29 protein-coding genes and 1 riboswitch are annotated in these 24,663 nt (G+C 61.8%); of the genes, 18 read left to right on the top strand and 11 right to left on the bottom strand.

Features of this window, described 5'->3' with window-relative positions; genetic code table 11:
* The first annotated feature begins 7 nt into the window (after positions 1-7).
* The 18 genes from ACP6KB_RS13960 (at position 8) to ACP6KB_RS13875 (ending at position 15,221) form a co-directional block, all read left to right on the top strand.
* Entirely contained in the window at positions 8-1,987 is a 1,980-nt protein-coding gene (locus ACP6KB_RS13960) for a cytochrome D1 domain-containing protein (RefSeq protein WP_442107354.1), read from the top strand.
* The gene (locus ACP6KB_RS13955; RefSeq protein ID WP_442107352.1) at positions 1,984-2,649 is read left to right on the top strand and encodes an SCO family protein; all 666 of its coding nucleotides are present in this window, start codon (positions 1,984-1,986) and stop codon (positions 2,647-2,649) included. Before ACP6KB_RS13960 ends, ACP6KB_RS13955 begins: the two co-directional genes overlap by 4 nt.
* Positions 2,646-3,314, top strand: a complete 669-nt coding sequence (locus ACP6KB_RS13950) for an SCO family protein (RefSeq protein ID WP_442107350.1) — start codon at positions 2,646-2,648, stop codon at positions 3,312-3,314. The genes ACP6KB_RS13955 and ACP6KB_RS13950 overlap by 4 nt, the downstream gene beginning before the upstream one ends.
* 8 nt (positions 3,315-3,322) lie before the next feature.
* Entirely contained in the window at positions 3,323-4,855 is a 1,533-nt protein-coding gene (locus ACP6KB_RS13945; RefSeq protein ID WP_442114308.1) for an ABC transporter substrate-binding protein, read from the top strand.
* The gene (locus ACP6KB_RS13940; RefSeq protein WP_442107348.1) at positions 4,852-5,496 is read left to right on the top strand and encodes a SurA N-terminal domain-containing protein; all 645 of its coding nucleotides are present in this window, start codon (positions 4,852-4,854) and stop codon (positions 5,494-5,496) included. Before ACP6KB_RS13945 ends, ACP6KB_RS13940 begins: the two co-directional genes overlap by 4 nt.
* A 229-nt stretch (positions 5,497-5,725) precedes the next feature.
* Entirely contained in the window at positions 5,726-6,256 is a 531-nt protein-coding gene (locus ACP6KB_RS13935; protein ID WP_442107346.1) for a response regulator, read from the top strand.
* Positions 6,257-6,309: 53 nt separating this feature from the next.
* A complete protein-coding gene (locus ACP6KB_RS13930) occupies positions 6,310-8,013 on the top strand; it encodes a GspE/PulE family protein (protein ID WP_442107345.1) in 1,704 nt (567 codons plus the stop codon).
* Positions 7,994-8,782, top strand: a complete 789-nt coding sequence (locus ACP6KB_RS13925; protein WP_442107343.1) for a hypothetical protein — start codon at positions 7,994-7,996, stop codon at positions 8,780-8,782. The genes ACP6KB_RS13930 and ACP6KB_RS13925 overlap by 20 nt, the downstream gene beginning before the upstream one ends.
* A gap of 1 nt (position 8,783) precedes the next feature.
* The gene (locus ACP6KB_RS13920) at positions 8,784-9,326 is read left to right on the top strand and encodes a PilN domain-containing protein (RefSeq protein ID WP_442107341.1); all 543 of its coding nucleotides are present in this window, start codon (positions 8,784-8,786) and stop codon (positions 9,324-9,326) included.
* Positions 9,313-9,861 (top strand): type 4a pilus biogenesis protein PilO, encoded by a 549-nt coding sequence (pilO, locus tag ACP6KB_RS13915; RefSeq protein ID WP_442107339.1) that lies wholly within the window; start codon positions 9,313-9,315, stop codon positions 9,859-9,861. Before ACP6KB_RS13920 ends, pilO begins: the two co-directional genes overlap by 14 nt.
* Complete coding sequence (locus ACP6KB_RS13910) at positions 9,861-10,361, top strand: hypothetical protein (RefSeq protein WP_442107337.1); 501 nt, start codon at positions 9,861-9,863, stop codon at positions 10,359-10,361. Before pilO ends, ACP6KB_RS13910 begins: the two co-directional genes overlap by 1 nt.
* Positions 10,358-12,181, top strand: a complete 1,824-nt coding sequence (locus tag ACP6KB_RS13905; RefSeq protein ID WP_442107335.1) for a secretin N-terminal domain-containing protein — start codon at positions 10,358-10,360, stop codon at positions 12,179-12,181. Before ACP6KB_RS13910 ends, ACP6KB_RS13905 begins: the two co-directional genes overlap by 4 nt.
* 3 nt (positions 12,182-12,184) lie before the next feature.
* Positions 12,185-12,658, top strand: a complete 474-nt coding sequence (locus ACP6KB_RS13900; protein WP_442107333.1) for a prepilin-type N-terminal cleavage/methylation domain-containing protein — start codon at positions 12,185-12,187, stop codon at positions 12,656-12,658.
* A gap of 5 nt (positions 12,659-12,663) precedes the next feature.
* On the top strand, positions 12,664-13,038 hold the full coding sequence (locus ACP6KB_RS13895) for a type II secretion system protein (RefSeq protein WP_442107331.1): 375 nt from the start codon (positions 12,664-12,666) through the stop codon (positions 13,036-13,038).
* Positions 13,013-13,543, top strand: a complete 531-nt coding sequence (locus tag ACP6KB_RS13890; protein ID WP_442107329.1) for a type II secretion system protein — start codon at positions 13,013-13,015, stop codon at positions 13,541-13,543. The genes ACP6KB_RS13895 and ACP6KB_RS13890 overlap by 26 nt, the downstream gene beginning before the upstream one ends.
* Entirely contained in the window at positions 13,540-13,935 is a 396-nt protein-coding gene (csgE, locus tag ACP6KB_RS13885) for a curli production assembly/transport protein CsgE (RefSeq protein ID WP_442107327.1), read from the top strand. Before ACP6KB_RS13890 ends, csgE begins: the two co-directional genes overlap by 4 nt.
* On the top strand, positions 13,932-14,351 hold the full coding sequence (locus ACP6KB_RS13880) for a curli assembly protein CsgF (protein ID WP_442107325.1): 420 nt from the start codon (positions 13,932-13,934) through the stop codon (positions 14,349-14,351). The genes csgE and ACP6KB_RS13880 overlap by 4 nt, the downstream gene beginning before the upstream one ends.
* A 27-nt stretch (positions 14,352-14,378) precedes the next feature.
* Positions 14,379-15,221: a CsgG/HfaB family protein gene (locus ACP6KB_RS13875; RefSeq protein WP_442107323.1), complete on the top strand. Its 843-nt coding sequence runs from the start codon at positions 14,379-14,381 to the stop codon at positions 15,219-15,221.
* 85 nt (positions 15,222-15,306) lie between these two features.
* Here ACP6KB_RS13875 and ACP6KB_RS13870 read toward each other — a convergent pair whose 3' ends face one another.
* From ACP6KB_RS13870 to ACP6KB_RS13820, 11 genes are all read right to left on the bottom strand, one after another.
* Positions 15,307-15,540, bottom strand: a complete 234-nt coding sequence (locus ACP6KB_RS13870) for a DUF1272 domain-containing protein (protein ID WP_442107321.1) — start codon at positions 15,538-15,540, stop codon at positions 15,307-15,309.
* Positions 15,541-15,554: 14 nt separating this feature from the next.
* Positions 15,555-16,301 (bottom strand): precorrin-4 C(11)-methyltransferase, encoded by a 747-nt coding sequence (gene cobM, locus ACP6KB_RS13865; RefSeq protein WP_442107319.1) that lies wholly within the window; start codon positions 16,299-16,301, stop codon positions 15,555-15,557.
* A gap of 28 nt (positions 16,302-16,329) precedes the next feature.
* Entirely contained in the window at positions 16,330-16,731 is a 402-nt protein-coding gene (locus ACP6KB_RS13860) for a cobalamin biosynthesis protein (protein ID WP_442107317.1), read from the bottom strand.
* 5 nt (positions 16,732-16,736) lie between these two features.
* Positions 16,737-17,429, bottom strand: a complete 693-nt coding sequence (locus ACP6KB_RS13855; RefSeq protein ID WP_442107315.1) for a CbtA family protein — start codon at positions 17,427-17,429, stop codon at positions 16,737-16,739.
* 10 nt (positions 17,430-17,439) lie between these two features.
* The gene (locus tag ACP6KB_RS13850; protein WP_442107313.1) at positions 17,440-17,637 is read right to left on the bottom strand and encodes a CbtB domain-containing protein; all 198 of its coding nucleotides are present in this window, start codon (positions 17,635-17,637) and stop codon (positions 17,440-17,442) included.
* 118 nt (positions 17,638-17,755) lie between these two features.
* A riboswitch (cobalamin riboswitch) is annotated at positions 17,756-17,973 on the bottom strand.
* 34 nt (positions 17,974-18,007) lie between these two features.
* Complete coding sequence (locus ACP6KB_RS13845; protein WP_442107311.1) at positions 18,008-18,349, bottom strand: hypothetical protein; 342 nt, start codon at positions 18,347-18,349, stop codon at positions 18,008-18,010.
* Positions 18,336-19,055, bottom strand: a complete 720-nt coding sequence (locus tag ACP6KB_RS13840; RefSeq protein WP_442107309.1) for an AzlC family ABC transporter permease — start codon at positions 19,053-19,055, stop codon at positions 18,336-18,338. The genes ACP6KB_RS13845 and ACP6KB_RS13840 overlap by 14 nt, the downstream gene beginning before the upstream one ends.
* Positions 19,024-19,929, bottom strand: a complete 906-nt coding sequence (locus ACP6KB_RS13835) for a sugar phosphate isomerase/epimerase family protein (protein ID WP_442107307.1) — start codon at positions 19,927-19,929, stop codon at positions 19,024-19,026. Before ACP6KB_RS13835 ends, ACP6KB_RS13840 begins: the two co-directional genes overlap by 32 nt.
* Complete coding sequence (locus tag ACP6KB_RS13830) at positions 19,926-22,346, bottom strand: ATP-grasp domain-containing protein (RefSeq protein ID WP_442107305.1); 2,421 nt, start codon at positions 22,344-22,346, stop codon at positions 19,926-19,928. The genes ACP6KB_RS13835 and ACP6KB_RS13830 overlap by 4 nt, the downstream gene beginning before the upstream one ends.
* Positions 22,343-23,620 (bottom strand): hypothetical protein, encoded by a 1,278-nt coding sequence (locus tag ACP6KB_RS13825; RefSeq protein ID WP_442107303.1) that lies wholly within the window; start codon positions 23,618-23,620, stop codon positions 22,343-22,345. The genes ACP6KB_RS13830 and ACP6KB_RS13825 overlap by 4 nt, the downstream gene beginning before the upstream one ends.
* Positions 23,620-24,327, bottom strand: a complete 708-nt coding sequence (locus tag ACP6KB_RS13820; RefSeq protein ID WP_442107301.1) for a 2OG-Fe dioxygenase family protein — start codon at positions 24,325-24,327, stop codon at positions 23,620-23,622. The genes ACP6KB_RS13825 and ACP6KB_RS13820 overlap by 1 nt, the downstream gene beginning before the upstream one ends.
* Positions 24,328-24,663 lie beyond the last annotated feature (336 nt).

Here is a 24,663-nt window from a genome sequence, read left to right as displayed (position 1 = left end):
AGAGGTCATGAATAAAAAAAATCGACCGTTGTACCTGGGCCTGATGGCAGGTTTGACCCTGATGGGCCTGGGTATCAGCTACGAGAGCCTGTGGTGCGACCCGCGTAGCGAGTTGTCCGAGAGCGATCCGCAGGCGCTGCACCGGCTCAGCCGTGATGGGGTCACGGTTGAGTTCGAGGCAAAGCCGTTGGGCAGTGATGGGGTGCTGACCGAGGGCGCATTTGCCAATGTGCGCTTCAAAGTCACAGACCAGAACAGCGGCCAGCCACTGTCGGGCGTTTCGCCCGGCGCCTGGCTGGACCCAGCACTCACCGGTGACGCGGCCAAGGACCGCAATAAAAGCTGCAAAGCGCGGGTGGCGCTGTTTCTCAAAAGCAGCATCGGCGCCCGACCGTTGCTCGACCTCAACAGCTACTTCCTGCTGGTGCTGAACAAGGATGCCAGCCTGACCGTGATCGATCCGTCGGTTTCAGTCGGCGGGGTGACCAGCACCCTGGCGCGCATCGAACTGCCGGGTGTGCCCATGGACTGGGTGGCGAGCAGCGACGACAAGCAAGTCTTCGTGTCGATGCCCGAGCGCGGTGAAGTCGCCTTGATCGACGCTGCGACCTTCCAGCGCGTAGGCAGCATCGACGCCGGCAAGCAGCCGCTGCGGGTGGCCTTGCAGCCCGACCAGCGTTTGTTGTGGGTCGGTAACAACGCCAGCGATGCGGCGCACAGCGGCGTCACGGTCATTGATGTGAGCAGCCGCAAAACCATGAAGTTCTTTGCCACCGGCAGCGGTCATCACGAAATCGCCTTCAGCGCCGACTCACGCTATGCCTTTGTCAGTAACCGTGACAGTGGCACCTTGAGCGTGATCGATGCCAGCGAGATGCGTCTGGTGAAAACCCTTAAAGTCGGCTCGCATCCGCTGTCAGTGGCCTATTCGCCGCTGTCCCAGGCCGTCTATGTGGCCGATGGGCGCGACGGCAGCATCAGCGTGATCGACGCCCGCAGCCATGAACTGCGCCATCGCATCGAAGGCAAACAGGGCCTGGGGCCAATGCGCTTTAGTAGCGACGGACGCTTCGGCATCGTCCTCAACACCCTGGAGAGCCAGGCGCTGGTGATCGACGCCAGTACCGACCAATTGATCCATAGCCTGCCGGTGGCGGCCGAACCCTACCAACTGACCTTCACCAAGGCCTACGCCTATATCCGTGGCCTGGCGTCTTCGAAGGTCACCATGATCAACCTCAGCAGCCTTGGCCAGGGCCGCCAGCCTATCGTCCAGGGCTTTGACGCTGGCGCCGCAGCACCGCGCCAGGCCGGTGACCTGCCATTGGCCCAGGGCCTGACCGTGGCCCGCGACGAGAACTCGGTGTTTGTGGTCAACCCGGCAGACAACACCACCTACTTCTATGCCGAAGGCATGAACGCGCCGATGTCGGGTTACGCCAACCGTGGCCACAACGCCCGTGCTGCGCTGGTTATCGACCGCAGCCTGCGTGAAGTGTCGCCGGGGGTGTACAGCTCGACGATCAAGCTGCCCGCTGCCGGTACCTTCGATGTGGCGTTCATGTTGAATCAGCCGCAGATCATTCATTGCTTCAGCACCGAAGTGGCTGCCTCCGCCAGCGCACCGCACCGCAAGCTACCGCAGGTGGAGTTCTTGCTCGAACCCAAGGTGGTGGTGCAGGGCACTCCGTTCACCGCGCGTTTTCGCATCGTTGAAGGCGATGGCAAACCGCGCAATGGCATCAAGGACCTGAGCGTGCGCTACTTCCTCGCACCGTCGTCACTGCCGCGCGACAGCCGTGTGCATGAAGTTGGCGACGGGGTGTACGAAGCACCGCTGGAGCTGGCCGAGGCCGGCGCCTGGTACCTGCATGTGCAAGCACCGTCGCTGGGCAGTGCGTTTGCCGAGAAAAACTACACCAGCCTGCGGGTGCTCCCCGCTGCGGCTCAACAAGCGTCCGACTCGGGTTCAAGGAGTGTGCGATGAAAATGCTCGATCGCTGCAGACTGTTCAGCCTCTGCCTGTTGGCCGCCAGTTGTGGGCTCGCCCAGGCCCATGGCGGTGTCGATCATAGCGGCCACAACGATCACAGTGGTCACACACCACCCGCGGCGCATCAGGAGAAAACCTCGGTACGCTTTGCCGACGTGCAACTGCTGGATCAGAACGGCATGCCGGTACGCCTGGAGAAGGACCTGGTCGCCGACCGCCTGGTGGTCATGGGCTTTATCTACACCAGCTGCACCACGGTATGCCCGGTGGTCTCGTCGATCATGGGCAAGGTGCAGAAGCAACTCGGTGGACGGGTCGGTGATGAAGTGCAACTGGTGTCGATCAGCGTTGACCCGCAACGTGATGACGCCAAGCGCCTGCAGGATTATGCCAAGGCCTTTCAGGTCGGCCCGGGCTGGAGCTGGCTGACCGGCTCACCCTATGCCGTGACGGAAACCCTTAAGGGCCTGGGCAGTTTCAGCGCCAACCTCAGTGAGCACCCGCCGCTGATCCTCGTCGGCGATGGCCGCACCGGCAAATGGACACGCTTCTACGGCTTCACCGACCCGGCCCTGCTGGTCACTGAAATCGACCGGCTCAGCGCGCGCCGGGTGCACGCCAAGCACACGGCCATCGCCCAGGAGGTGCAACCATGAGCACTACAACTGCACACCGTACGGTGATGCGCGGTGTCGACTGGGTGGCGCTGGCTGCCTGCCTGTGGATCCTCAGTTCCGTGGCGTTCGCCCATGAAGGCCACGCGCCGGAGGCCAAGCCTGCTGCCGATCCCGGCGCTGGTGCGGTCACGCCGACCACGGGAACCCATGACGCCCAGACGTACTTCACCGACAGCCTGGTACAGGACCAGAACGGTCGCTCGCTGCGTTTTTACAGCGATGTGCTCAAAGACCGGGTGGTGCTGCTCAATGTCATCTTTACCCACTGCAATGACGCTTGCCCGCTGATCACCCGCAAATTGCGCGAGGTGCGCGAGGCGCTGGGCGAGGAGGCCGCCAGCAAGGTTACTTTCGTTTCGTTGAGCAGCGACCCCACCAACGATACCCCGCAAGTGCTCAAGGAATTTGCGCAAAAGCAGGGCGTGGATGGCCCCAACTGGCTGTTCCTGACCGGCGACAAGGCGCAAATGGACCTGGTACTGATGCGCCTTGGTCATTTGATTCCCAGTCCTGAGCAACACTCAACCCAGTTGATCGCCGGTGATGTGGCCAACAAGCGCTGGAGCAAGATTCGCCCGGATGCACCGCCCGTAGCCATCGCTCAACGCCTGCAGTTGCTCTCGCAACCCCTGGCTGGGCGTTGATTATCATGATGAGTTCACTGCGCGCCGCCTGCCTGCTGCTGATGCTGGCCATCAGCAGTCTCGCGCTGGGCCTGGAGCTGACACCGGCGGAACTGGCGGGCAAACGTTTGTATCGCGAGGGATTGTCGAGCAGTGATGCGCAGGTGTCGGCGCGGGTCGGCGCTGCCGACATGCTGGTACCCGCCAGTGTGGTGCCGTGCGGCAGTTGCCATGGTGCCGATGGCTTGGGGCGTGCCGAAGGCGGTGTGCGCCCGCCGGTACTCAGTTGGCAACGCCTGGTGGTCGGGCAGGGGCTGCGTCAGGTCAATGGCCGCAGCTACCCGGCCTACACCGAGTCCAGCCTGGCGCGAGCCATTCAAGAAGGCCGCGACCCGGCAGGCAATCAGTTGGACCCTGCCATGCCGCGCTTCGTGCTGAGCATGGCCGACCAGCGCAACCTCAATGCCTACCTCAAGCGTCTGGCCGATGACCGTGACCCCGGCGTGGAGGAGCGTACCTTGCGCCTGGGCACCTTGCTGCCTGCTGAAGGCAGCCTGGCGTCTTCGGCACGCATAGTGGCGGCGGTGCTTGAAGACCGTATCGCACAACTCAATCAGCAGGGCGGTATCCATGGCCGCCAATTGCAACTGATTAACCTCGATCCGGGGCCTGACCTGGTTAGCGCCGAACAGGCGCTGACGCAACTGCTCGAACAGGAACAGGTGTTTGCCTTGATTTCACCTTTGGCGCCAGCGCTTGACCCAGTGTTGGCGCAGCGCCTGGAGCAGGCGCGGGTGCCCTTGATTGGCGCGGCACCGGTGCTTTCGCGCAGCGCGCAGATTTTTGACCCATTACCGGGGCTGGATGACCAATTGCTGAGCCTGGCGGACTATGCCCAGCGCACGCTGACGCTGCAGCAGGCCGCTACCCGGATTGTTTACGCCGACCCGGCACAGACCGGCCTGGCGCAACACCTGGAGCAGCAGCTACTGCAGCGGGGCTGGGGCAATGTCAAAGCGCAGCCGCTGGGTGAGCAGGCGCCAGACGCGCAGGCGGTGTTCTTCCTGGGGCAGGCCGACGATTTCAGCCGTCTGACCGATCAACTGCAGCAGAGCCAGCGCACACCGTATCTGTTCGCCGCCGCCAATCAGGTCTCCAGCCAGTTGCCGCGGGTACCTGAGGCCTGGTCGCGACGGGTGTTTCTGGCCTATCCCTTTGTGCCCGGTGACTGGACCGCAGCCGGTAGCGAGGCGTTGAGCCAGATGCGCGCGCGCCAGGGCCTGGACGGCCGCCAAGGCGTGTTGCAAGTCAGCACCTGGTGCGCGGTGCAGTTGCTTGGGGACGCGCTTAAACAGGCGGGCCGTGATGCCAGCCGGGAAAAGCTCATGCAGGCCCTGGAAAGCCTGCACGACGTGCACACCGGGCTCACCCCGCCGTTGAATTTCGGCCCGGGGCGGCGTCAGGGGTTGGCCGGGGCGCATGTCGTGACCCTGGAAATGCCTGGCCCGGTGTTTTATCCGGTGGCGGCCTATCGTCCTGTCAGTGAAGGGGGTACACCATGAAACTACTGACATTGTTGCTGTGCCTGCTGGCGTTGCACGTGCAGGCTCAGGACGGCCCGGCGGCCGCGCAAGTCAACGGCGTGGCGATCAGCCAACTGCGCCTGGAGCGCTACTTTGCCGACTACCTGCAAGCACAGGGCAGGGCGCTGACCAGCATTCGCAACCCCAGCGTGTACAAGCGTTTGCGTGAGCAGGCACTCAGCGACCTGATCGACAAGGAACTGTTGTGGCAGGAAGCGCAGCGTCAGGGCATCAGCGTCGGTGACGACCAGGTTCAGGCGCAGATCGAGCAACTGCGCCAGGCCCTGGGCAATGCCAAGCCGTTCGAGCAGCGCCTGGCCGATGCCGGGTTTGACCGCGACAGCTTTGCCGATTACATCCGTCATGAACTGGCAGCCCAGCAGGTGTTCATGCAAGCCTCCCAGGTACCAGAGCCGGCCGTGGCCGAGGTGCGGGCGTTCTATCTGGCCAATGCCGATGCGTTAGCGCAGGTGCAGAACCAATCCGCTGCTGGCTCGGTCGAAAATGAACAGGGCATGGAACTGGCCAAACGTTTGCTGGTCGATCAACAACAGTCGCAGGCGCGTTTAGCCTTGCTGCAGCGTCTACGTGACGCCGGGCAGGTGCAGCGACTTGACTGACGACTATTCTGACCCCCAATGTTGGGGATACCAGTAGAGGCAAAACGCCATCCGGCCCCCAGGATTGGGGGAGAGGATATGGCCTATTTGCGTCTACGCTTAAAGAATCAACGACATAGCACATTGATGAGCGCCGTTACCGGTCTGGCACGAAGCATGCGTAAGCCTATACAAGGTCGCACTTCGGCAGACCGGGAAACCGGACCTGTGATGTTTCAAGGAGTCGACCTTGGTTAACACAATATTGGTAGTCGATGACGAACAGACCCTTGCGGGCAATATCCAGGCTTACCTGGAAGCGCAAGGCCTGAACGTCCATGTTGCCCACGACGGGGCCAGTGCCATCGGTGAAGCCGAACGCACCCAACCTGACGTGATAGTGCTCGACTTCCGCTTGCCCGACATGGAGGGGTTTCAGGTACTGGAGACCGTACGCAAGAGCAGGAACTGTCATTTCGTGCTGATCACCGCCCACCCGACCGCCGAGGTCCGTGAGCGTGCCACCCAGCTCGGTGTCAGTCATATCCTGTTCAAGCCTTTTCCGCTGGCGGAACTGGCCCGTGCAGTCAACGACCTGATGGGCATCAAGCGCGAAGACGGCAGTGAGGGCAACACGGACACAGGGTTTGTCGAGCGGCGCCAGAGCAGGAATGACAGTTTCCCCCTGCAGTTGTTCGACGGTAGTTGGGTTTTGGCAGATCGCCGACGAGGCGTCCGCAAGCCAGAACCAGACGAAGACCAACTGCTCACCGGGGAGTAATGCGCGAGCACAGCTGAACATGGCTTGCCGCGCTCCGCGCTGGAGAGCAAGTCATGGAAATCGTGTCGCTCGCTGTAGTCTCCACCCCGATCAGTGCCCCGGTACCCCTCGGCCGTGATCTCCTTGCTCAAGCACGTGCCAGCGCTGAGCAAAGCGGCGAACGCCTCCTCGATACCCTGCAACGTGCCAGCAACCTGAGCCCCGCCGAGTTTGTCGCACGCTTGGGCGCCACCCTGCATTACCCGGTCCTGGACAGCCACGCGCTGTTTGCCGCCACACCGCTGTTTGAGCGGGTCAGCCTGGCGCAGTGCCTGAAACGCGAGTTCCTCTTCCTCGAACACAATGGCCAGACCCTGGGCGTGTTCGCCGACCCCTTCGATCACGCACGCCTGGCCTGGATCGACGACTGCCTGCAAGGCGCGCCGCTGTACCTGGTCGACGCTGCGGACCTGGCCGGTTTTCTCGCCCGCCACGAAGAAAACTTTCATGCCGTCGATTCGCTGGAGACCGAAAGCGAAGCGGTCAATGAACTCGACACCCTGCAAAGCCTGTCGCTGGCCAGCATCAGCGAAGACCAGAGCCGGGTGGTGAAACTGGTCAACTCGACCCTGTACGACGCGCTGAAAATGCACGCCAGTGACATCCACCTGGGGGTGACCGGCAACGGCCTGGTCATCAAATACCGCATCGATGGCGTGCTCAACAGCATCAGCAAGGTCAGCGGTAGCGAGTTTGCCGACCAGGTCATCTCGCGGATCAAGGTGATGGCCGAGCTGGACATCGGCGAGAAGCGCGTGCCTCAGGATGGCCGCTTCAAAATCGGCATCAGCGCCCGCCAGATCGACTTTCGGGTGTCGATCATGCCAAGCATTTTCGGTGAAGACGCGGTGCTGCGGGTGCTCGACAAACAAGACCTGGCCGACCGCGTCAGTGGCGTGCAGTTGCAAGCCCTGGGCTTTGAAGAGCAGACCTTGCGCAGCCTGCGGCGCCTGGCCAACGAACCTTACGGCATGATCCTGGTGACCGGCCCGACCGGCAGCGGTAAAACCACCACCCTCTACGCCATGATCAGCGAGATCAACCATGGCGTAGACAAGATCATCACCATTGAAGACCCCGTGGAATACCAACTGCCCGGGGTGCTGCAGATCCCGGTCAACGAGAAGAAAGGCCTGACCTTCGCCCGCGGCCTGCGTTCGATCCTGCGCCACGACCCGGACAAAATCATGGTCGGTGAAATCCGTGATCCGGACACCGCCCAGATTGCCGTGCAATCGGCGCTGACCGGCCACCTGGTGTTCACCACCATCCACGCCAACAACGTCTTCGATGTGATCGGCCGTTTCAGCCAGATGCAGGTCGACCCCTACAGCTTTGTCTCGGCGCTCAACGCGGTGCTGGCCCAGCGCTTGATCCGCCTGGTCTGCCCGTCCTGCGCCAGCCCCAAACAGCCCACTGATGAAGAACTGAGCCTGTCCGGGCTGGAACCCTGGCAGGTCGGTGATTACCGCTTTGTGCACGGCAGTGGGTGCGGTCAGTGCCGGGGCAGCGGCTATCGCGGGCGTACCGCCATCGCCGAGTTGCTGCACCTGGACGACGAACTGCGGCAAATGATTGTTGAACGCCGGCCGCTGGCGCAGATCCGCGCTTTGGCCTGTCAACGCGGCCTGCGTCTGCTACGCAGTTCGGCACTGGAACTGGTGCGCGATGGCCGGACCACGCTGGAGGAGATCAATCGTGTCACATTTGTCGCCTGATCGCTTTATCGCCGTGCTCGGCGCCCAGGGTGTAGGCCTGTGCCAACGCCAGGGTAAAGATCAACACTGGCTGGGCAGCCTGGGCTTTATCGCCGAGCGCAGCCAGGCCGCCAACCTGGCCCTGGACACCCTGCACAGCCTGCTGGCGGAACAGCGCTGCAAAGGCGCCGAACTGCAGTTGCTGCTGTCGGCGCAGTATTGCCGCTTCTGCCTGGTGCCCTGGAGCGCGGCAATCAACCGCCCCGATGAACTGCACCACTATGCCCGGGCCTGCTTCGAGGCCCACTACGGGCAAAGCCTGGAGGGCTGGCGCCTGGTGGTGTCACCCGAGGCCGCCGGTGCCGCGCGGATTGCTACGGCGGTGCCGGAAGCCTTGCTGCAACGCCTGCACGACCACTGCCGCGACCTGGGCTTGCGCCTGCGTTCGGTGCGCCCGTACCTGATGGCTGCCTACAACCGCTTTGCCGAGCAACTGGGGCAACGTGATTTTCTCTTCGTACTCGCCGAACCGCAGCGCACGGTGTGCCTGCTGGCGCAGAACGGGGTGTGGCAGCAAATCAGCGCCCAGGGCGGTACTGACAGCGACGCCGCCCTGCAGGCGCTGATCGCCCGCCAGTGCGAACTCAACGCCCATGAAGGTGAGCTGCCGGTGTTCCTCCATGCGCCAGGCCGTCACGAGCAACCGCCGTCGCTGGCGGGCGTGCAGCTGTGCGAACTGGACGGCGATGCGGGCGATGTGTTGTGCCACATGACCCGAGCGGTGGCCTGACATGCGCCGCCTGGAACTGGATTTTCAGCCACGGCGCACGGCCCTGTCGGCCTGGGTGCTGTTGGCGGTCGGCGCCAGCCTGCTGGCCGGTGCCGTTGTCCTTGGCCAGCATTTCAACCAGCAACAGGCGGCGCTTGAACAGCAACTCGAAACACTCGAACGGCAACTGGGTAAGCGCCCTGAGCACACGGCGGCGCTGACCCCGGCACAGAGCCGCGAGCAAACCGAGAAACTGGCGCAGATGCGCAGCGTGTCGCAGCAATTGCAACGCCCGTGGGAGCGCTTGTTCGACATGCTCGAGGCCTTGCCACAAGACGACGTGGCGCTGCTGACCCTGACCCCCGATGCCCGCAAAGGTCAGGTGCGCATCAGTGCCGAAGCCCGCGACCTGGAAGCCATGCTCAGCTTTCACAAGCGTCTGGAGGCCAGCGGCGAACTGCGCGACGTATCACTGCTCAACCACGAAATCATGGCCAAGCAGCCTGAACACCCGGTGCAGTTCAACCTGTCCGCGACCTGGGAGATCGGCAATGCGCATCCATAGCCTGATACTGCATGAACGCGCCCGGCAGCTGGGAATCGCGGGCCTCGCGGGGACTGCTCTGGTACTGGTGGCGGTGCTGTACGGCGTCGCCGTGGTACTGCCGCAATGGCAGCACGTACAACAGCAACAGTTGCACAGCGAACAGGCACAAGCGCAGGTGCAGCAACTGAAAAAGGGCGACCTGAAGCTGCCGCAAGTGCCGCAACGTGAGCTGGAGGACTTCCACAAACAACTGCCGGCCCAGCCCCAGGCGACCGTTGCCATCGACCGTATCTACACCCTGGCCAAGGCCGAGCGCATCAGCCTGGCCCGTGGCGAATATGCCTTGGGGGTTGATCCCAAGACCCAGCTGGCGCGCTACCAGATTCTGTTGCCGGTGCGTGGCAGCTACCCGCAGATCCGCCGCTTCGTGCACGCGCTGCTCGGCCAGTTGCCGGCCCTGGTGCTCGAAGACGTTGACCTGCAGCGCAAGAAGATCGGTGACAGCGAACTCACCGGCCGCCTGCGTATGACCCTCTACCTGTCGAGGTCATGATGAACACTCAACGCCGCCTGGCCTGGCTGGCCTTCCTCGGATCTGCTGCCGCACTGGCGCTGGCTCCAGGCTACTTCTTCGATACGCAGCCTGCGGACAGCGACGCTGGCGTGACCGTTGCCAAGCAGGCAGCGCTGGCCAGCAGCGCCGCTGCTGAACAGACCGGCAAGGTTGCACCGCTGACCCTGCGCGACCTGTTCCCCAGCAAAAGCTGGAAACCGGCAGTGCAGATGGCCACGGTGACCGAACAACCGGTAGCCGTAGCGCCTGTCGCCGTGGCGCCCGCGGCCCCGGCCTTGCCGTTTCAGTTTGTTGGCCGTCTGGATGACCGTGACGATCAACAAGTGTTCCTGCAAAGCGGCGAAAAACTCTACGTCGTACGTCGCGGCGACGTGATTGATGACCTCTACCGGATCGAGCACATCTCCGCCACGGAGCTGAGCGTGGTCTACCTGCCGTTGCACTTGTCCCAGACTTTGTCTGTAGGGAGCGCACCATGATTTCGTCCAGGCACTGCAACAAGGCGCCCTTTGTGATGCTCGCACTCTGTGTCGCGCTGGCTGGTTGTGGAACCAGCGGCGTACGCAAGGACGGCCAGGCGCTGATCGCCGAAGGGCAATACGAAGCCGGTATCACCATGCTGGAAGACGCGCTGAAGGAGAACCCACGCGACACCGAACTGAACATCGCCGTGATCCAGGGCCGCCGTCAGTCCGTTGAAGCGCTGCTGACCCAGGCCGACAGCGACCGCAGCCGCCACGACTTTGCCGGGGCTCGCATGGGTTACGGCCGGGTGCTGACCCTGGAACCGAACAACCGCCGGGCTCAGGAAGCGGTGCGTCAGATCGAGCAGATCGACAACATCGGCGAACGTGTTGCCCTCGGTCAGGCGGCGTTGCGCCAGGGCGATCTGTTCGGCGCCGAGCGGCACATGCGCGAAGTGCTGATGCTCGACCCGCAGAACCAGGATGGCCTGGCCCTGCGCAAAGACATCGAGCTGGTGCAGAGCCGCACCGCTCAGCCTAACCCGCAACTGCGGACCAAGATGGAACGCCCGGTCACTCTGGAGTTTCGCGATGCCAACCTGAAAACCATCTTTGAAGTGTTGTCGCAGGTCGCCGGGCTCAACTTCATCTTCGACAAAGACCTGCGCCCGGACATGAAGGCCACCATCTTCGTACGCGACGTGCGCATCGAAGACGCCGTTGCGCTGTTGCTGGAACAGAACCAGTTGCACCAGAAAGTGGTGAACGACAACACCTTGCTGATCTACCCGGACTCGCCGCAGAAGACCAAGGACTATCAGGAACTGGTCATGCGCACCTTCTACCTGACCAGCATCGATTCGAACACCGCGCTGAACATGGTCAAGACCATGCTCAAAACCCGTGACGTGTTTGTCGATGAACGCCTCAACACCCTGACCATGCGTGACACCCCTGACGCGGTGCGCATGGCCGAGAAGCTGCTGCAGTCGCAGGACCAGTCCAACCCGGAAGTGGTACTGGAAGTAGAGGTGATGGAAGTGGCGCGTTCGCGCATCCTCGAACTCGGCCTGCAGTGGCCCAACACCTTCGGGGTACTCAACGAAGACGGCAAGGGCGTGACGACCCTCGATCAATTGCGTGGCATCGACTCCTCACGCATTTCCATCTCGCCTTCGCCACAAGCCAAGATCAACGCCCAGGACAACGACATCAATACCCTGGCCAGCCCGGTGATCCGTGTCAGTAACCGCGAGCAGGCGCGCATCCATATCGGTCAGCGGGTACCGATCGTCAGTGCCACGTCGGTGCCCTCGACCCAAGGGCCGGTGATCACCGAAAGCATCACTTACCTGGATGTCGGTCTTAAACTTGAAGTCACCCCGGTGGTGCACCTGAACAACGAAGTGGCGATCAAGGTTTCGCTGGAGGTCAGCAACGCCAAGCCGCTGGAACCCACCCGCCAGGGCACCATCCCGGTACAGGTCGACACCCGCAACGCGCAGACCAGCCTGCGCCTGCACGACGGCGAAACCCAGGTGCTGGCGGGTCTGGTGCGCAATGACGATGGCGCCAGCGGCAACAAGATTCCGTTTCTCGGCGACATCCCCGGCCTGGGCCGTCTGTTCGGCAGCAACCGCAACGACCGTAGCCAGTCGGAACTGGTGTTGTCGATCACCCCACGCATCGTGCGCAACCTGCCGTACCAGAGCCCTTCGGACATGGAGTTCCCGTCGGGCACCGAAACCAGCATGCAGATTCGCAACCAGCGAGGCCCGATCGAGGTTGACGATGAGCAGCCGCTGGCCGCCGTACCGACTGCAGTGAGGCCCTGAGCCATGAAACGCGCGATAGCAGGTTTCAGCCTGATCGAAGTGATGCTGACCCTGGCGCTGCTTGGGTTGCTGGCCTCGATTGCTGCGCCGCTCACCGAAACCCTGGTGCGCCGCGGCAAGGAGCAGGAGCTGAAAACCGCGCTGTACCAGATCCGCGATGCTATCGACGCGTACAAACGGGCGTTTGACGCCGGTTACATCGAAAAGTCGCTCAACGCCACTGGCTATCCGCCCAGCCTGAAGGTGCTGGTCGACGGTGTGCGTGACGTGCGCAGCGCCAAAGGTGCCAAGTTCTACTTCCTGCGGCGCATTCCCCACGACCCGCTGCTTAGCCGCAAGGCCGACGACGAGGGGGGCTGGGGGCTGCGTTCCTATGACAGTTCGGGGCAAAACCCGCGCGAAGGGGAGGACGTCTTCGATGTCTACTCCAAAGCGCCGGGCAAGGGCCTCAACGGCATCGCCTACGGGCAGTGGTGATCAGCATGCGACGCAACCAAGGCTTTACCCTGATCGAGTTGCTGGTGGTGATGGCGATCATTGCCACCTTAATGACCATCGCCATGCCGCGCTACTTCCAGAGCCTGGAAACGTCGCGTGAGGCTACGTTGCGCCAGAGCCTGGCGGTGATGCGCGAAGCGCTCGACCACTACTACGGTGACACCGGGCATTATCCCGAGTCGTTGGAGCAACTGGTCGAGCAACGTTACCTGCGCAATCCGCCATTGGACCCGATCACCGAGCGCCGTGACAGCTGGCAAGTGGTGGCACCGCCAGAAGGCGTGAGTGGCGCGGTGGCGGATATCAAGAGCGGTGCAACCGGGAGGGCGCGCGATGGCAGCCTCTATGCCGAGTGGTAGCGCCGATCAGGCAGGTTTCACCTACCTGGGGGTACTGTTGCTGATCGCCGTGACCGGCATCGCCCTGAGCTCGACCGTTACCCTGTGGTCAACCCAGGGCCTGCGCGATCGTGAGCGTGACCTGCTCTGGGTCGGTACCCAGTATGCCCAGGCACTGCGCAGCTATTACCGCGAGTCGCCGGGCCTGGCGCAATACCCGCAGACCCTCGACGAGCTGCTCGAAGACCCACGCTACCCCGGGATCAAGCGTCATCTGCGGCGCCTGTACCCCGACCCGATTACCGGCAGCGATGAATGGGGGCTGTTGCGCTCGATTGATGGCCGTATCACTGGGGTCTACAGCCAATCTGACCTGACACCGATGAAGCAGACCGGTTTCGCCGCGCAGTGGTCGGACTTTGATGGCCTGGAGCATTACTCCGATTGGCAGTTCGTGGCGGAAAAAGCCTTTTCCGAATCTGCCGCCAGTGGCACTAAAAGCCCGGCACAAGGAGCAGGGCAATGAACCGCCGCCTGGCCACCTGCGCCCTGGCCCTGGTGCTGTTGACCGGCACCGCGCGAGGCGGCGCCGAGGACGAGATGATGGGCTTTATCGTCGACAACACCATCTCGCACATCGGCCATGACTTCTATTACAGCTTCGCCGAGCGGCTGCGTGCCACCAGCCGTCTGGACTTCAACCTGGTGGTACGGGAGCGGCCGGATGCACGCTGGGGCAGCCTGGTAACGGTCGAGTTTGAACAACGCGTGATCTACCGGCGCTTTCTGCCACCCAACACCACAGAACTGAAGGACGCCGCATACGAGGCGGCTGACCTGGTCAAGGAGCAGATCATCCAGCGCAAGCTGCAGATGCTGCTGCAGGACACCACCGATCTTGAGAGGGACGAGCTATGAACAACAACAAAACCTCCCGCCTGGCCTCTCTGGTCTTGCTCACTGCCCTGTGCAGCCAGGCCAACGCCACTGAACTGGTGTACACCCCGGTCAACCCGGCCTTTGGCGGCAACCCGCTCAACGGTACCTGGCTGCTCAATAACGCCCAGGCGCAGAACGACCACGAAGACCCGGCCATCAAGGACCGTGCTTCGGCACTCGCCGGCACTTCAGCCCTGGAGCGCTTCACCAGCCAGTTGGAGTCGCGTTTGCTGTCGCAGCTGCTCAATAACATCAACAACGGCACCACCGGCAGCCTGCAGACTGATGCCTTCATCATCAACGTACTGGATGATTCCGGCGCGTTGACCATCCAGATTACCGACCGCGCAACCGGTGAAATATCAGAAGTTCTGGTCAATGGCCTGAACCCTTGAAAGGCCAGGAAATGGGGAGTGACAATCATGAAACGATTTCTGACCACACTGCTGATCCTGGCCACCTTGCAAGGCTGCAGCCTGCGCGAGCCAATGCCGGCTGAGCAAGACAGCGAAAGTCCGACGCTGACCCCGCGGGCCTCGACCTACTACGACCTGCTTAACATGCCGCGCCCTAAAGGCCGGTTGATGGCGGTGGTTTACGGTTTCCGTGACCAGACCGGGCAGTACAAACCGACCCCGGCCAGCTCATTCTCGACCAGCGTCACCCAAGGCGCGGCGAGCATGCTGATGGATGCCTTGCAGGCCAGCGGCTGGTTCGTGGTGCTGGAGCGTGAAGGGCTGCAGAACCTGCTGACCGAACGCAAAATCATCCGCGCCTCGCAGAAAAAACCGGATGCGCCGCTGAACATTCAAGGCGAACTGCCACCGTTGCAGGCGGCCAACCTGATGCTCGAGGGCGGCATCATTGCCTATGACACCAACGTACGCAGTGGGGGTGAGGGCGCGCGTTACCTGGGGATCGACATCTCCCGTGAGTACCGGGTCGACCAGGTCTCGGTCAACTTGCGGGCGGTGGACGTGCGCAGTGGGCAGGTGCTGGCCAACGTCATGACCAGCAAAACCATCTACTCGGTTGGGCGCAGCGCCGGGGTGTTCAAATTCATCGAGTTCAAGAAGCTGCTGGAAGCGGAAGTGGGCTACACCACCAACGAACCGGCCCAGCTGTGCGTGCTGTCGGCCATCGAAGCGGCCGTGGGGCACCTGCTGGCACAAGGCATCGAGCGGCGCTTGTGGCAAGTGGCCGACGATGGCAGCGGTGACAAAGCGACCCTGGACAAATACCTGAGCCAATACCAAACCCCATGACCCCGTGTAGGAGCGGGCTTGCCCCGCGATGCGATGTGACTGACCTATCGCTATCGCGGGGCAAGCCCGCTCCTACACAGTGCCTTTAGCAGTGTGGTTTGACGATGCGTGTAGTCGAGGCCGGGTACTTGACCAGCTTCTCCGCCGCCCGGGCAGGCCGTTTAACCAGCTCACCGCCACAGTTGGGGCACTGGCCTTGGAGCGTGCGCGCATTGCAGTCGGTGCAGAAGGTGCATTCGAACGAGCAAATCAACGCCTCCGGACTGTCACCGGGTAAGTCACGGCCACAGCATTCGCAGCACGGGCGCAGTTCAAGCATGATCCAGTTCTCCGTCAGGGACGATACAAATGAGCATGGCTGGCACGGTACAGCGCCGATTCGGCAAAACTGTCGCTGGCCAGTACGTGGCCAACCAGAATCAGTGCTGTGCGCCGAAAGCCTTTGGCCTGTACCTGCTGGACAATACCATCCAGGGTGTCGAGCACCCAGTCCTGGTCAGGCCAGGTCGCACGATGCACCACCGCGATCGGGCAATCACCGCCATAGTGCGGGCGCAGTTCTACGACGATTTTCTCAAGGTGCTTGACCCCCAAATGAATCGCCAGGGTGCTGCGGTGGCGGGCCAGGTCGGCCAGTTGCTCGCCAGGCGGCATCGGCGATTTGTCGCCGTAGCGGGTGAGGATCACGGTCTGGGCGATGTCGGGCAGGGTCAGTTCGCAGCCGAGCAGGGCGGCGCTGGCCGCCACGGCGGTAACCCCGGGCACGATTTCGTAAGGAATGCCCAGCTCGCGCAGGTAGCGGATCTGCTCGCCAATGGCGCCGTACAGACTCGGGTCACCGCTGTGAACCCGCGCGACATCCTGCCCCTGGTCGTGCGCTTGCTTGATGGCTTCAATGATCTGCGCCAAATGCAATTCAGCGCTGTTGATCACGGTGTGCGCGCGATGCCCTTCCAGCACGGCAGCGGGGACCAGCGAGCCTGCATAGATGATCACCGGGCAGCGATGGATCAAGCGCTGAGCCTTGACGGTAATCAGCTCGGGATCGCCCGGGCCGGCACCGATGAAATAGACAGTCATGCACAATCCTTGGGAAACAAAGGGCGGATTATCCGCTAAAGCCTGGGGCCGTGGCCAATGCCAGGCTGGCGTCGCTGCTCAAAGTGCGAGGCACCCGCAACTGCGCCGGGCCGGCGAGCTGCTCGGCCAGGGCCAGGGCGGCGCTTTCGGCAACGCCGTAGCAACCGCTGTGCTGGTAGGCAACCGCTGAACGATGGCTCAGCCAGGGCTCATAGGCGGCAAGTTGCGCGGCGCTGAAGAACACCAGGGGGAGCTTGAGCTGTTGGGCCAACTGCAGCAGCCCTGGCTCGTTGTGCTTGAGGTCGATACTGGCAAGGCCCACGACGCTGGCCAGTGGCAGGTCGTGAGCCTTGAGGGTGTGATGCAACAGGTTGCTCAGGGTCTTGACCGAGCAACCGCGTCGGCAACCCAGGCCGACGAACACCTGCATGTCGTTCAGGCCTGGCGTGGGCGACGGAACAACCAGGCGCTGATCAGGCCCAGGGCCAACCAGAACGCGGCGTTGGTCAACAGCGAAGCGACCTTGAACTCGGCTTCCAGCGCTTCGGGTGCCAACATTTCATGCACCTCAGGCTGTGGCGCGCCAATCACATGCGGCACCACCAGCAGCACAACCCCCAGTGCCTTGAACAGCCAGTGCCGGGCAAACACGATCAACGCCAGCCCCACTGCAGTTGCAGCGGCGGTACCCACCCACCAGGCCTGGCGCAGGGCCAGGTCAGCGGCGGCGGTTCCCGGCAGCTCCGCTGGCAGGCCCAGGGTCGGCGCCAGGCAGAACACGGCAAAGCCGCCCAGGCCCCAGAGTGCACCGCTGATCACGCTTTTCGGTGCGCGCAGGGTGTACAGCGCGGCAAGGATCAGGGCAAAGCCCACTGCAACCACCAGATTGCCGCCGGTGGTCGACAGCACACGCTGCCAGCCGTCTTCCGGCGCCCAGGCTTCACTGTCGTGGTGGTGATCGGCAGCCACGCGCGGGGCATGCTCATGCGCCTCAACGGCGGGCGCGGCGCTTTCATAGGTTTCCGCCTTGAGAATCAGCGGCGTCACCCACAAACTTTGCAGCAGGGTCAGCAGCAGGGCGGCCAACAGTCCGGTAAACCCGGCGGTACGGGCAATACGCTTGATCATTGCTGGCTACTCAGTGGCAGGGGAAAGCGGCGCTGTGGCGGGTATCGTGGGCGGCGTTGTGTACCGCTTCGATGCGCGAGAAACCGGCGAAGTAGACCAGGCACAGGCCCAGGATCGAGGCGCAGACCGCAGCCGTCAGGCGTTGGGCCAGGGTGGTGCTGACGGAAATGTTGTCTGTGTTGCTGCCGGTGCTGCTGATGATCGACATGGCGCTTCCCTCTGAAGTGTCAGCGGGTGGATAGAGCGCATGAAACCCCTGCGGGCCGGGCACGCAGAGGTTCGAACAGCGCCCGCCCACCGCGGGTTTGTTATGTTCTGTGGTGCTTGTGTGCACACTGTTGCGGGCCGGTCTCCGGGCTCGCGAGGGGGTGGCGTTGGCCTCCCGGCAAGCATCACCTTCCCATGCAACTGCACAGTGGATCTGACGCTTCGCTCGCTTACCGTTGCGGGGGCAGCACCGGACTGACATGGCTTGAACAACAAGCACATGGGCACCGGTTTCCCGTTTCACCCTGTGAAGGGCACCCGTAACAAGGTGTGTAGGAGAGCATGGGGGCTGGTTCCGCGTCAATTGACGATTAATACAGCACTGCCAGTGCATAGGTGCCCAGCGCATAGGCCCCCAGTGCGATGAGAAAGGTATAGTAGGACGGCAGACGGGTCAGGCTCAGCAACCAGGCCAGGACCACCGGCCCGAACCACACCGCACTCAATACCTGTTGGCTGGCCAACGGATACAACGCGCCCGCCAGCAAGCTGACCAGCATCGCCACGGAGGTGTACTTGCCCAGTCGCTCGATAAACGCCTGCGCGCCACCGGAAAGCCGCTGCACGTCCACCAGCAGTGGCAGCAGGCGGCAGACTACCGAGACCAGTGCGCAGATCAGCACATAACGCCAGAAGGTATCAGTCTCGGTCATAGGCATAACTCGTCAGTACGGTGACGCTGAGCACCAGCAGCAAACTGATCTGCCCCAGCCACAGCAGGCTTGCCACCGTGGCTAGCGCGGCGAGCCATTGGGCGTGAAAAATGTGGCGCTCACGTGCCATCTGGCCGAGCGAAGCGCTGATGAAGATCGCAATCACCACACTGACATGTTCCATCAGCGCTTCGGCGGCCAGGCCGGCGAAGCAATAGCCCGCTACCGTCCCGAGCAGGGCGGCGGCGTACAGCACGAAGCACACGGTGTTGGCGTAGGGGCGACTGATCGGCTGCTGCTGTTTGCGGATGCACATCAGGGTGAAGGCGGCATTGGCCATCACCGCTAACGCCGGGACAAACGCTTTTACCGGACCTTCAAGGCTGGGCTTCAGACTCAGGGTGAACACCAGAAAGCGCAGATTGATGCTCAGCGCCGCCAGTACAACAGCGGCGCTGTTCAACAGATGTGCCGGTGTCTCCAACAAGGTCAGTTGCAGCGGCGAGGCCATGACCAGACCGCTGAACACCACCAGCGCCGACAGGTCCAGACCGCTGCGCCGTCCGAGCATGCCGATCAGGCTGAAGGTCAGCAGCAGCGAGAACACGAACGGCAGGGCATCAGCGATGGCGCAGGCGATTTCGCGGCGTGGTGCTGCCACAGCGCGGCTGACGTCAACCGGCATGACGGCTGGTACACAGTTCATGCACGCCGGCCTTATAGGCCAGCGCCTTCTCCAGATAGTATTCGGTGGAGAAGCGTGGAATGAACTCTTCTACCACCGCCACCCCGCGATAGCCGTTACGGGCAAAGCGGTTGAGCACATCGCTCAGGCGCAGGTTGCCTTCGCCGAGCGGCAAGTGCTGATGATGGGTGTCGTTGAGGTCGGCGATGTGCAGGTGGCGGGTGATCGGCGCTAGCGCTTCGATAGCAGCGAACAGGCTGGGACCGTAAGGGAATAACGAGCACAGGTGAGTGACGTCGATGGTTAGGAAGCAGCCGGTCTGGGCATGAAATTGGACATGTTCTTCGACAGTGAACACCGGAAAACTCGGGCGTTGCCCCCCCATGTTCTCAAGGCACAGCGCGAGTGTGCCGGTATCACAGCGGTCGGTGACCTGGTTGATGGCGCTGATCAGGTTGGTCAGCAGCCCCTGATTATCCAGGTGGTCTCTGTAACCAGGGTGGAAGGTGACACTGCTGGCCCCGGCCTCGCGCGAAAACACCACGGCGGCGCTCAGGCAGTTCACCGCTTGGGCACGCTCGCCCGGATCGCTGGCACATAGGTTGTACTGACGGCCCCACCATCCGGCATGCACCGTCAGGGTGATAGAGTGCTGTTCGGTGAATTGACGGATTTGCCGAGCCAGCGTCAGGCGCTGATCGTCGCTCATTGACCAGAACACTGATTCGGCATCTTCGCCGATCTCGAACTCCACGGCATTGAAGTAACGGGCGAGATCGGTGATCGAGCCCAGAATGTCCGCCGGGTTGTCGTAGACGTTGGTGGAAAAGGCAATTGACGGGAAATTCGCGCTGATTGGGCCATCGAGGTAATACAGGTGGTCGTTGTGGGTCATTGCGCCTGTCCTTGGTGGATGAACGGTGGGTGGGAGATCACGCTGTTGAAGGAGGCCCGCTCGCGGTCGTCACGACAGCCCAGCAGCACATAACCATGGCGGTCGCCGGAGCATTGGATGGGACGGCCAAAGGACTCGGAGTGCAGGGTTGCCCGCAGGGCAAAAGGGTATTGCAGTAGTTGTGTGTGCAGCTGTGCCGGATCACAGCCTACAGCCGCTTCGATGAAGCGGATCGCCATTTGCTGGTAAGTGCCTGTTTGCGCGGGCAATGGGCAGCCGGTCATCGCGGTAATGGTCGCGGCCGCCAGATGGACACCCGTGGTTTTCCAGACCATTTCCCAGATCTGGTCGCCGCCGAAGCGGGTCTGGGTTTCGATGACATGCAGGCGTTGGCCATCGATCTTGATTTCGCTGTGCGCCGGGCCCCAGCGGTTGCCAATACGTTCGAGCAGCCACAGTACGGCGCTCTCGATCTGGCTGCGGTGGGCGTCGTCCAGGCACGCGGGGAAGTCATGCCCGGTTTCGATATAGCTCGGGGCGCCGCTGGTGTACTTTCGGGTGATGCCGAGGATCTGGTGTTGGCCGTCCAGACTCAGCGATTCAACGCTGTACTCCTCGCCGCTGACGAACGCTTCGATCAGGTTGTGTCCCGTCAATGGCAGAAGTTCGACGGCTTCGACGGTGTCGATGGCATAGACGCCCTGACTGCCGGAACCGCAGACAGGCTTGACGATCGCTGGGCCATGCTGGCGGACAAAGGCGCGGGCTTGCTCGCGACTGCTGATAGCCGCAGCCGGCAAGGCGTAGGGGCTGTTGTGCAACAGCTGGCGCAAGCGCAGTTTGTCGCGGCTGACTTCGACACTGTGCAGGCTGTTGTGGGTGATGCCTAGCTGCGCCCCCAACTGCGAGGCCGGCAGCAGGCCGGCTTCGCAAAACGAAACGACGGCAGCGAACGGCTGTTGTTGGTGTAGCCGTTCGATCGTGTCGCGGTAACTGTCCAGATCCGCGAGGTCGGATGTCATCACCAGGGTTGCGTGTTCACGCTGATAGTCGGTCAGCTGTGCAGGGTGCTGGACAAGGGTGAAGCAAAAGCGCTGCGCTGTGTCCCAGTCCAACCCCGAGTCGCGTCCTCCAATCAGCAGCACGTGTTTACCCTGAGTTGCTGCGGGCTTTTCGGCATACAGGTCACAGTCGGCGACGGCCAGCAGCGATTGGCGCAAGCTGGCGGTGTCATCTTGGTGGAACTCAATATACAGGTAATTCTGAAAGCCACTGCTGACCGGGCCGATGCGTTCGCCTGGCTGCACATAGGCATACCAACGCTGAAAGCCCGCTAGCATGCGCAGGCGTTCAAGCTGATGCAGGCCGTCGTAAGTGCGATCTGTGCGGGCAAACGGTGTGACGATGCCGAACGGGCGCAGCACGGCGCCAGCCTGAGGCAACGCCTGCCCGGACAGGGCGCGGTGATAGCAGACCTCCAGCGGCAATTGCCACGTCTGGCGGGTCACATGAATGCGGCTGCCGCCCGGACGCGCACCGACCTCCAGCACTTTCGGCCCGCGGGCAGTCAGGATGAACTCGACATGGGCAAAGGTGCCTTTGAGCCCCAAGGCATTCACTGCATCGTGGGCCAGTTGATGGCAGCGCTGCTTCAGGTCCAGGTCAGGCTCGAGCAGCGAAGGGCTGTAGCGGGCGAAGTGATGAAAATCGCCGCGTCCCATGTCCACTCCGGTGATCACATCAACAATCGGGAAGCTGCTGATCGAACCGTCAGGGCTGATGGCACAATCAATCGAATGGTTCGAGCCTTGCAGGTACTCCTCCAGCAGCAACTGATCCGAGCTCAGGTGTTTACCGGCTACATAACGCTGCAGTGCCGGCCATTCATTGCAGCTGTACGCCAGCAACTCTTCAGCGTTATGGATGCAGCGTACAAACAGGCTGCTGTAGAGGTTCGCCGGTTTGAGGATGAACGGGTAGGGCAGCGCGTGCGGGCGGCCGAGCAGATCCTCGATCTGCACGTGCTGAGAAACCACCTGCAGGTCTGGGTTGCTCGATTGCTCGAAACATCGACGTTGCAAGGCTTTGTCCAGGGTGTTTTCGACGTTGCGATGCAGATGGGCCAAGGCTGGGAGTGCCGAGCACAGCCTGGCGGTGATTGCTACATAGCCTTCACGGAAATTCAGCACACTGGTGAACGCATGCTCGTCCAACAACTGTTGCGTCAGCTTGACCAGCTCAGCGCTCAGCCCTTTGGAAAAGTCGTACTTCGCCGTGGCAGGCAGCAGTGCTGGGTTGGCAATCTTGGCGGTTGTGCTGGTGTCGGCAATCAGCACGGGGGTGATGCCTTCGGCAATCAGTCCTTCATACTCTCCGTCGCGTATGTTGCCGATAATCAGGCAGCCAGGTGCGCTCATGGCTGCACCTGCTGATCAAAGCTGTAATGCACCCGGTTCAGGCGCTGGCAAATGTGCGCCAGGCGATGACGGTCGGCAGGGTCAATGCTGTTGCTCAACACGTTGCCGACAATGGCTGCGAGGGCGTCCAGGTCCTGACCGCTGATACCCAGGCGGGTGATTTCCTGAACCCCGAAACGCAAGCACTCGCGGCTGCCGATGCGTTTGTTGTTGACCCGTATCCCCAGCTCGTTGAGCTGTTGTGCGGCCTGATCGCAGCGAGCGCCTTCGAGCAGCAGCAGATGGGTGTCGGTGGGCTGTACGGTCCAGCCGGGAACGTCCGCCAGCGCGCCTTGCAAGCGTCGGGCATTGCTGCACATGCGTTGGGCGTAGGCCTTGCCGTAGTGGTGCATTTCCACCAGGGTCATGAACAGTTGCAGCAGGCTTGGCAGGTTGGGCGAGGACACCAGGCCCGCGCTGATCGACTGCTCGATTTGCTGCGCCAGGTCGGCGCGCCGACAGACAATCAACGCCCGGTGTGGACCGGGCAGTGACTTGTGGGTATTGCCCTGCAGAATGTCCGCACCTTCATCGAGCGGGTTGGCAAAGGTTTGGCCGGCGATCAGGCCGAGGGTATGGGAAGCGTCGTAAATGATCAGGGTGCGCCTGAAACCGTGGCGGTCGAGCAGCTCGCGCAACGGTCTGATGGCGATCACAGCGGTTGTCAGGCCGTGATCGAGCAACACCGCCGCAGGTTGGTGGCCCAGCCCGTGAAGCTGTTCGTCGAACCCGGCCAGATCGATCTGGCCGTGGTTATCCAGGCGCAAAAAGCGGCTGCGCCTGCCGATGTTGTGCACCATTGGCCGACTGGCGAAATGCCCGCCGCACGCTGGCGCCAGGGAGAAAACCGTGTCGCCGGGGTTGGTGAGGGTGGCCAGCACGCTCAGCGTGCAATGAACGCCGGAAAGCACTCGGTACTCCACGAACGCGGCGTTGAACATCGACTGTGTAGCCTCGGTGGCCAGGGCCTTGAGCTCATCGACCTCGGGAAAATGTTCGACATGCATGCCGTTGAACTCAGCCGCGTAATGGTGTCCCGTCGCAGTTTCCGCGTTGAATAAATAGCGGTCGTAATGACGGTTTTGTCCGAGTGTTCGTGCGGTTTCAGACAGTATGTTTTCATTGGCGGTAAGTGAAAGTGTTGTGTGGCGCCTGACAAGTGCCTGATTGAACTGTTCGATAATATAGTTGTACGTGCTGGGGCAGGTGGCGGCTAAAGAAGCTGAACCTTTCATCAGTGGTTTATCCTGTCGAAATCGATAATCAACATGTCACGCCAACCCTGTTGTGCGCCTTTAAACGTTTGCAGTGGGGAAACTTCATGCAAGAGTGCGCGATCATTCAACACGATTGTTTCCATGTAACGGGTCAGCGTTGCACTGAATACAAGTTCTGCGTGTTCGCGGTATATTCGGCTTTCACCTCCTGTGACTGACTCGCGTTTGATCAGGTGCTGAAAAACGAAGTCATGCCCGTCGCGGTGACGACCTTCGGGTGTAGCCTGGCCTTGATTGTGTGGGTCGCAAAGGGTTCTGAACTGGTGACAGGTCACCTGCCAGTCGTGCGGCCCAACGGTGAAGTCCATCAACGTCAGGTCGGCGGCCAGCAAGGCCATGAGCACCGGCGAACCAGTGAATTCCGGCTCGCTGCGCGCATAGATACGCTCGAGCCCACCCAGCAGCGGGTTGTCGGTTGCGGATTGGTAGAAGCGACAATCGTCGAGGGGCTTCCAGCGTCTTTCTCGCTGAAGATACTCGAACTTGCAGATTCTGCGCTTGCGGATACCGTGTTGCGCACCTAAATAAGCGTCCGCTTCTAACCTGTCCCAGCTGGCATTGAATGCATCACAGGTTTCGCCGCCCAGTTGCGTAACGGGTAGCGCCGGATACTGGAGGCAACTGACATACTGATACGCTTTCAGCTGCATGGAAAGTTCAAGCATTACGGCATTGTCCGAATGCCGTAGAGCTGTGTTAGCGCTCATGTGAAAATCACACTTATTGGGGTGTTTTGGTAATGCTCAGGCATACAAGAGTTCCTTTCTTGTGTGGCTGGTTGCTTGGTGGTAATCATGCTTGTCGCGTTTCTTTGAATTATCAAATCGGTATTTGTAATTCTATGTTGCTGAGTTGTTTGTCTGTAGGGTTGTGAGTTTGTGTATAAACAGGAAATAACTTACAAGTTACGCTATTGCTTTAAACATGTTTGTTTGAGGCTGCAGGCTGCGGTTTGTCGCGTTGACATTAAGGCTCCAGGCATTGACCCGCCTCGCGTGCAT

Origin of the sequence: Pseudomonas sp. NUPR-001 (assembly GCF_052147955.1) — a bacterium.
In the GTDB taxonomy this organism is placed as follows: Bacteria; Pseudomonadota; Gammaproteobacteria; order Pseudomonadales; family Pseudomonadaceae; genus Aquipseudomonas.
Note: the sequence above shows the minus strand (reverse complement) of the source record. Positions and strands in the feature narration are given on the sequence as shown.

What these genes read in the sequence shown, in the direction of transcription:
- ACP6KB_RS13960 (WP_442107354.1), top strand. Translation starts at nt 8, where the DNA reads ATGAATAAAAAAAATCGACCGTTGTACCTGGGCCTGATGGCAGGTTTG.
- ACP6KB_RS13955 (WP_442107352.1), top strand. Translation starts at nt 1,984, where the DNA reads ATGAAAATGCTCGATCGCTGCAGACTGTTCAGCCTCTGCCTGTTGGCC.
- ACP6KB_RS13950 (WP_442107350.1), top strand. Translation starts at nt 2,646, where the DNA reads ATGAGCACTACAACTGCACACCGTACGGTGATGCGCGGTGTCGACTGG.
- ACP6KB_RS13945 (WP_442114308.1), top strand. Translation starts at nt 3,323, where the DNA reads ATGAGTTCACTGCGCGCCGCCTGCCTGCTGCTGATGCTGGCCATCAGC.
- ACP6KB_RS13940 (WP_442107348.1), top strand. Translation starts at nt 4,852, where the DNA reads ATGAAACTACTGACATTGTTGCTGTGCCTGCTGGCGTTGCACGTGCAG.
- ACP6KB_RS13930 (WP_442107345.1), top strand. Translation starts at nt 6,310, where the DNA reads ATGGAAATCGTGTCGCTCGCTGTAGTCTCCACCCCGATCAGTGCCCCG.
- ACP6KB_RS13920 (WP_442107341.1), top strand. Translation starts at nt 8,784, where the DNA reads ATGCGCCGCCTGGAACTGGATTTTCAGCCACGGCGCACGGCCCTGTCG.
- pilO (WP_442107339.1), top strand. Translation starts at nt 9,313, where the DNA reads ATGCGCATCCATAGCCTGATACTGCATGAACGCGCCCGGCAGCTGGGA.
- ACP6KB_RS13910 (WP_442107337.1), top strand. Translation starts at nt 9,861, where the DNA reads ATGAACACTCAACGCCGCCTGGCCTGGCTGGCCTTCCTCGGATCTGCT.
- ACP6KB_RS13905 (WP_442107335.1), top strand. Translation starts at nt 10,358, where the DNA reads ATGATTTCGTCCAGGCACTGCAACAAGGCGCCCTTTGTGATGCTCGCA.
- ACP6KB_RS13900 (WP_442107333.1), top strand. Translation starts at nt 12,185, where the DNA reads ATGAAACGCGCGATAGCAGGTTTCAGCCTGATCGAAGTGATGCTGACC.
- ACP6KB_RS13895 (WP_442107331.1), top strand. Translation starts at nt 12,664, where the DNA reads ATGCGACGCAACCAAGGCTTTACCCTGATCGAGTTGCTGGTGGTGATG.
- ACP6KB_RS13890 (WP_442107329.1), top strand. Translation starts at nt 13,013, where the DNA reads ATGGCAGCCTCTATGCCGAGTGGTAGCGCCGATCAGGCAGGTTTCACC.
- csgE (WP_442107327.1), top strand. Translation starts at nt 13,540, where the DNA reads ATGAACCGCCGCCTGGCCACCTGCGCCCTGGCCCTGGTGCTGTTGACC.
- ACP6KB_RS13880 (WP_442107325.1), top strand. Translation starts at nt 13,932, where the DNA reads ATGAACAACAACAAAACCTCCCGCCTGGCCTCTCTGGTCTTGCTCACT.
- ACP6KB_RS13875 (WP_442107323.1), top strand. Translation starts at nt 14,379, where the DNA reads ATGAAACGATTTCTGACCACACTGCTGATCCTGGCCACCTTGCAAGGC.
- ACP6KB_RS13870 (WP_442107321.1), bottom strand. Translation starts at nt 15,540, where the DNA reads ATGCTTGAACTGCGCCCGTGCTGCGAATGCTGTGGCCGTGACTTACCC.
- cobM (WP_442107319.1), bottom strand. Translation starts at nt 16,301, where the DNA reads ATGACTGTCTATTTCATCGGTGCCGGCCCGGGCGATCCCGAGCTGATT.
- ACP6KB_RS13860 (WP_442107317.1), bottom strand. Translation starts at nt 16,731, where the DNA reads ATGCAGGTGTTCGTCGGCCTGGGTTGCCGACGCGGTTGCTCGGTCAAG.
- ACP6KB_RS13855 (WP_442107315.1), bottom strand. Translation starts at nt 17,429, where the DNA reads ATGATCAAGCGTATTGCCCGTACCGCCGGGTTTACCGGACTGTTGGCC.
- ACP6KB_RS13850 (WP_442107313.1), bottom strand. Translation starts at nt 17,637, where the DNA reads ATGTCGATCATCAGCAGCACCGGCAGCAACACAGACAACATTTCCGTC.
- ACP6KB_RS13845 (WP_442107311.1), bottom strand. Translation starts at nt 18,349, where the DNA reads ATGACCGAGACTGATACCTTCTGGCGTTATGTGCTGATCTGCGCACTG.
- ACP6KB_RS13840 (WP_442107309.1), bottom strand. Translation starts at nt 19,055, where the DNA reads ATGAACTGTGTACCAGCCGTCATGCCGGTTGACGTCAGCCGCGCTGTG.
- ACP6KB_RS13835 (WP_442107307.1), bottom strand. Translation starts at nt 19,929, where the DNA reads ATGACCCACAACGACCACCTGTATTACCTCGATGGCCCAATCAGCGCG.
- ACP6KB_RS13830 (WP_442107305.1), bottom strand. Translation starts at nt 22,346, where the DNA reads ATGAGCGCACCTGGCTGCCTGATTATCGGCAACATACGCGACGGAGAG.
- ACP6KB_RS13825 (WP_442107303.1), bottom strand. Translation starts at nt 23,620, where the DNA reads ATGAAAGGTTCAGCTTCTTTAGCCGCCACCTGCCCCAGCACGTACAAC.
- ACP6KB_RS13820 (WP_442107301.1), bottom strand. Translation starts at nt 24,327, where the DNA reads ATGCTTGAACTTTCCATGCAGCTGAAAGCGTATCAGTATGTCAGTTGC.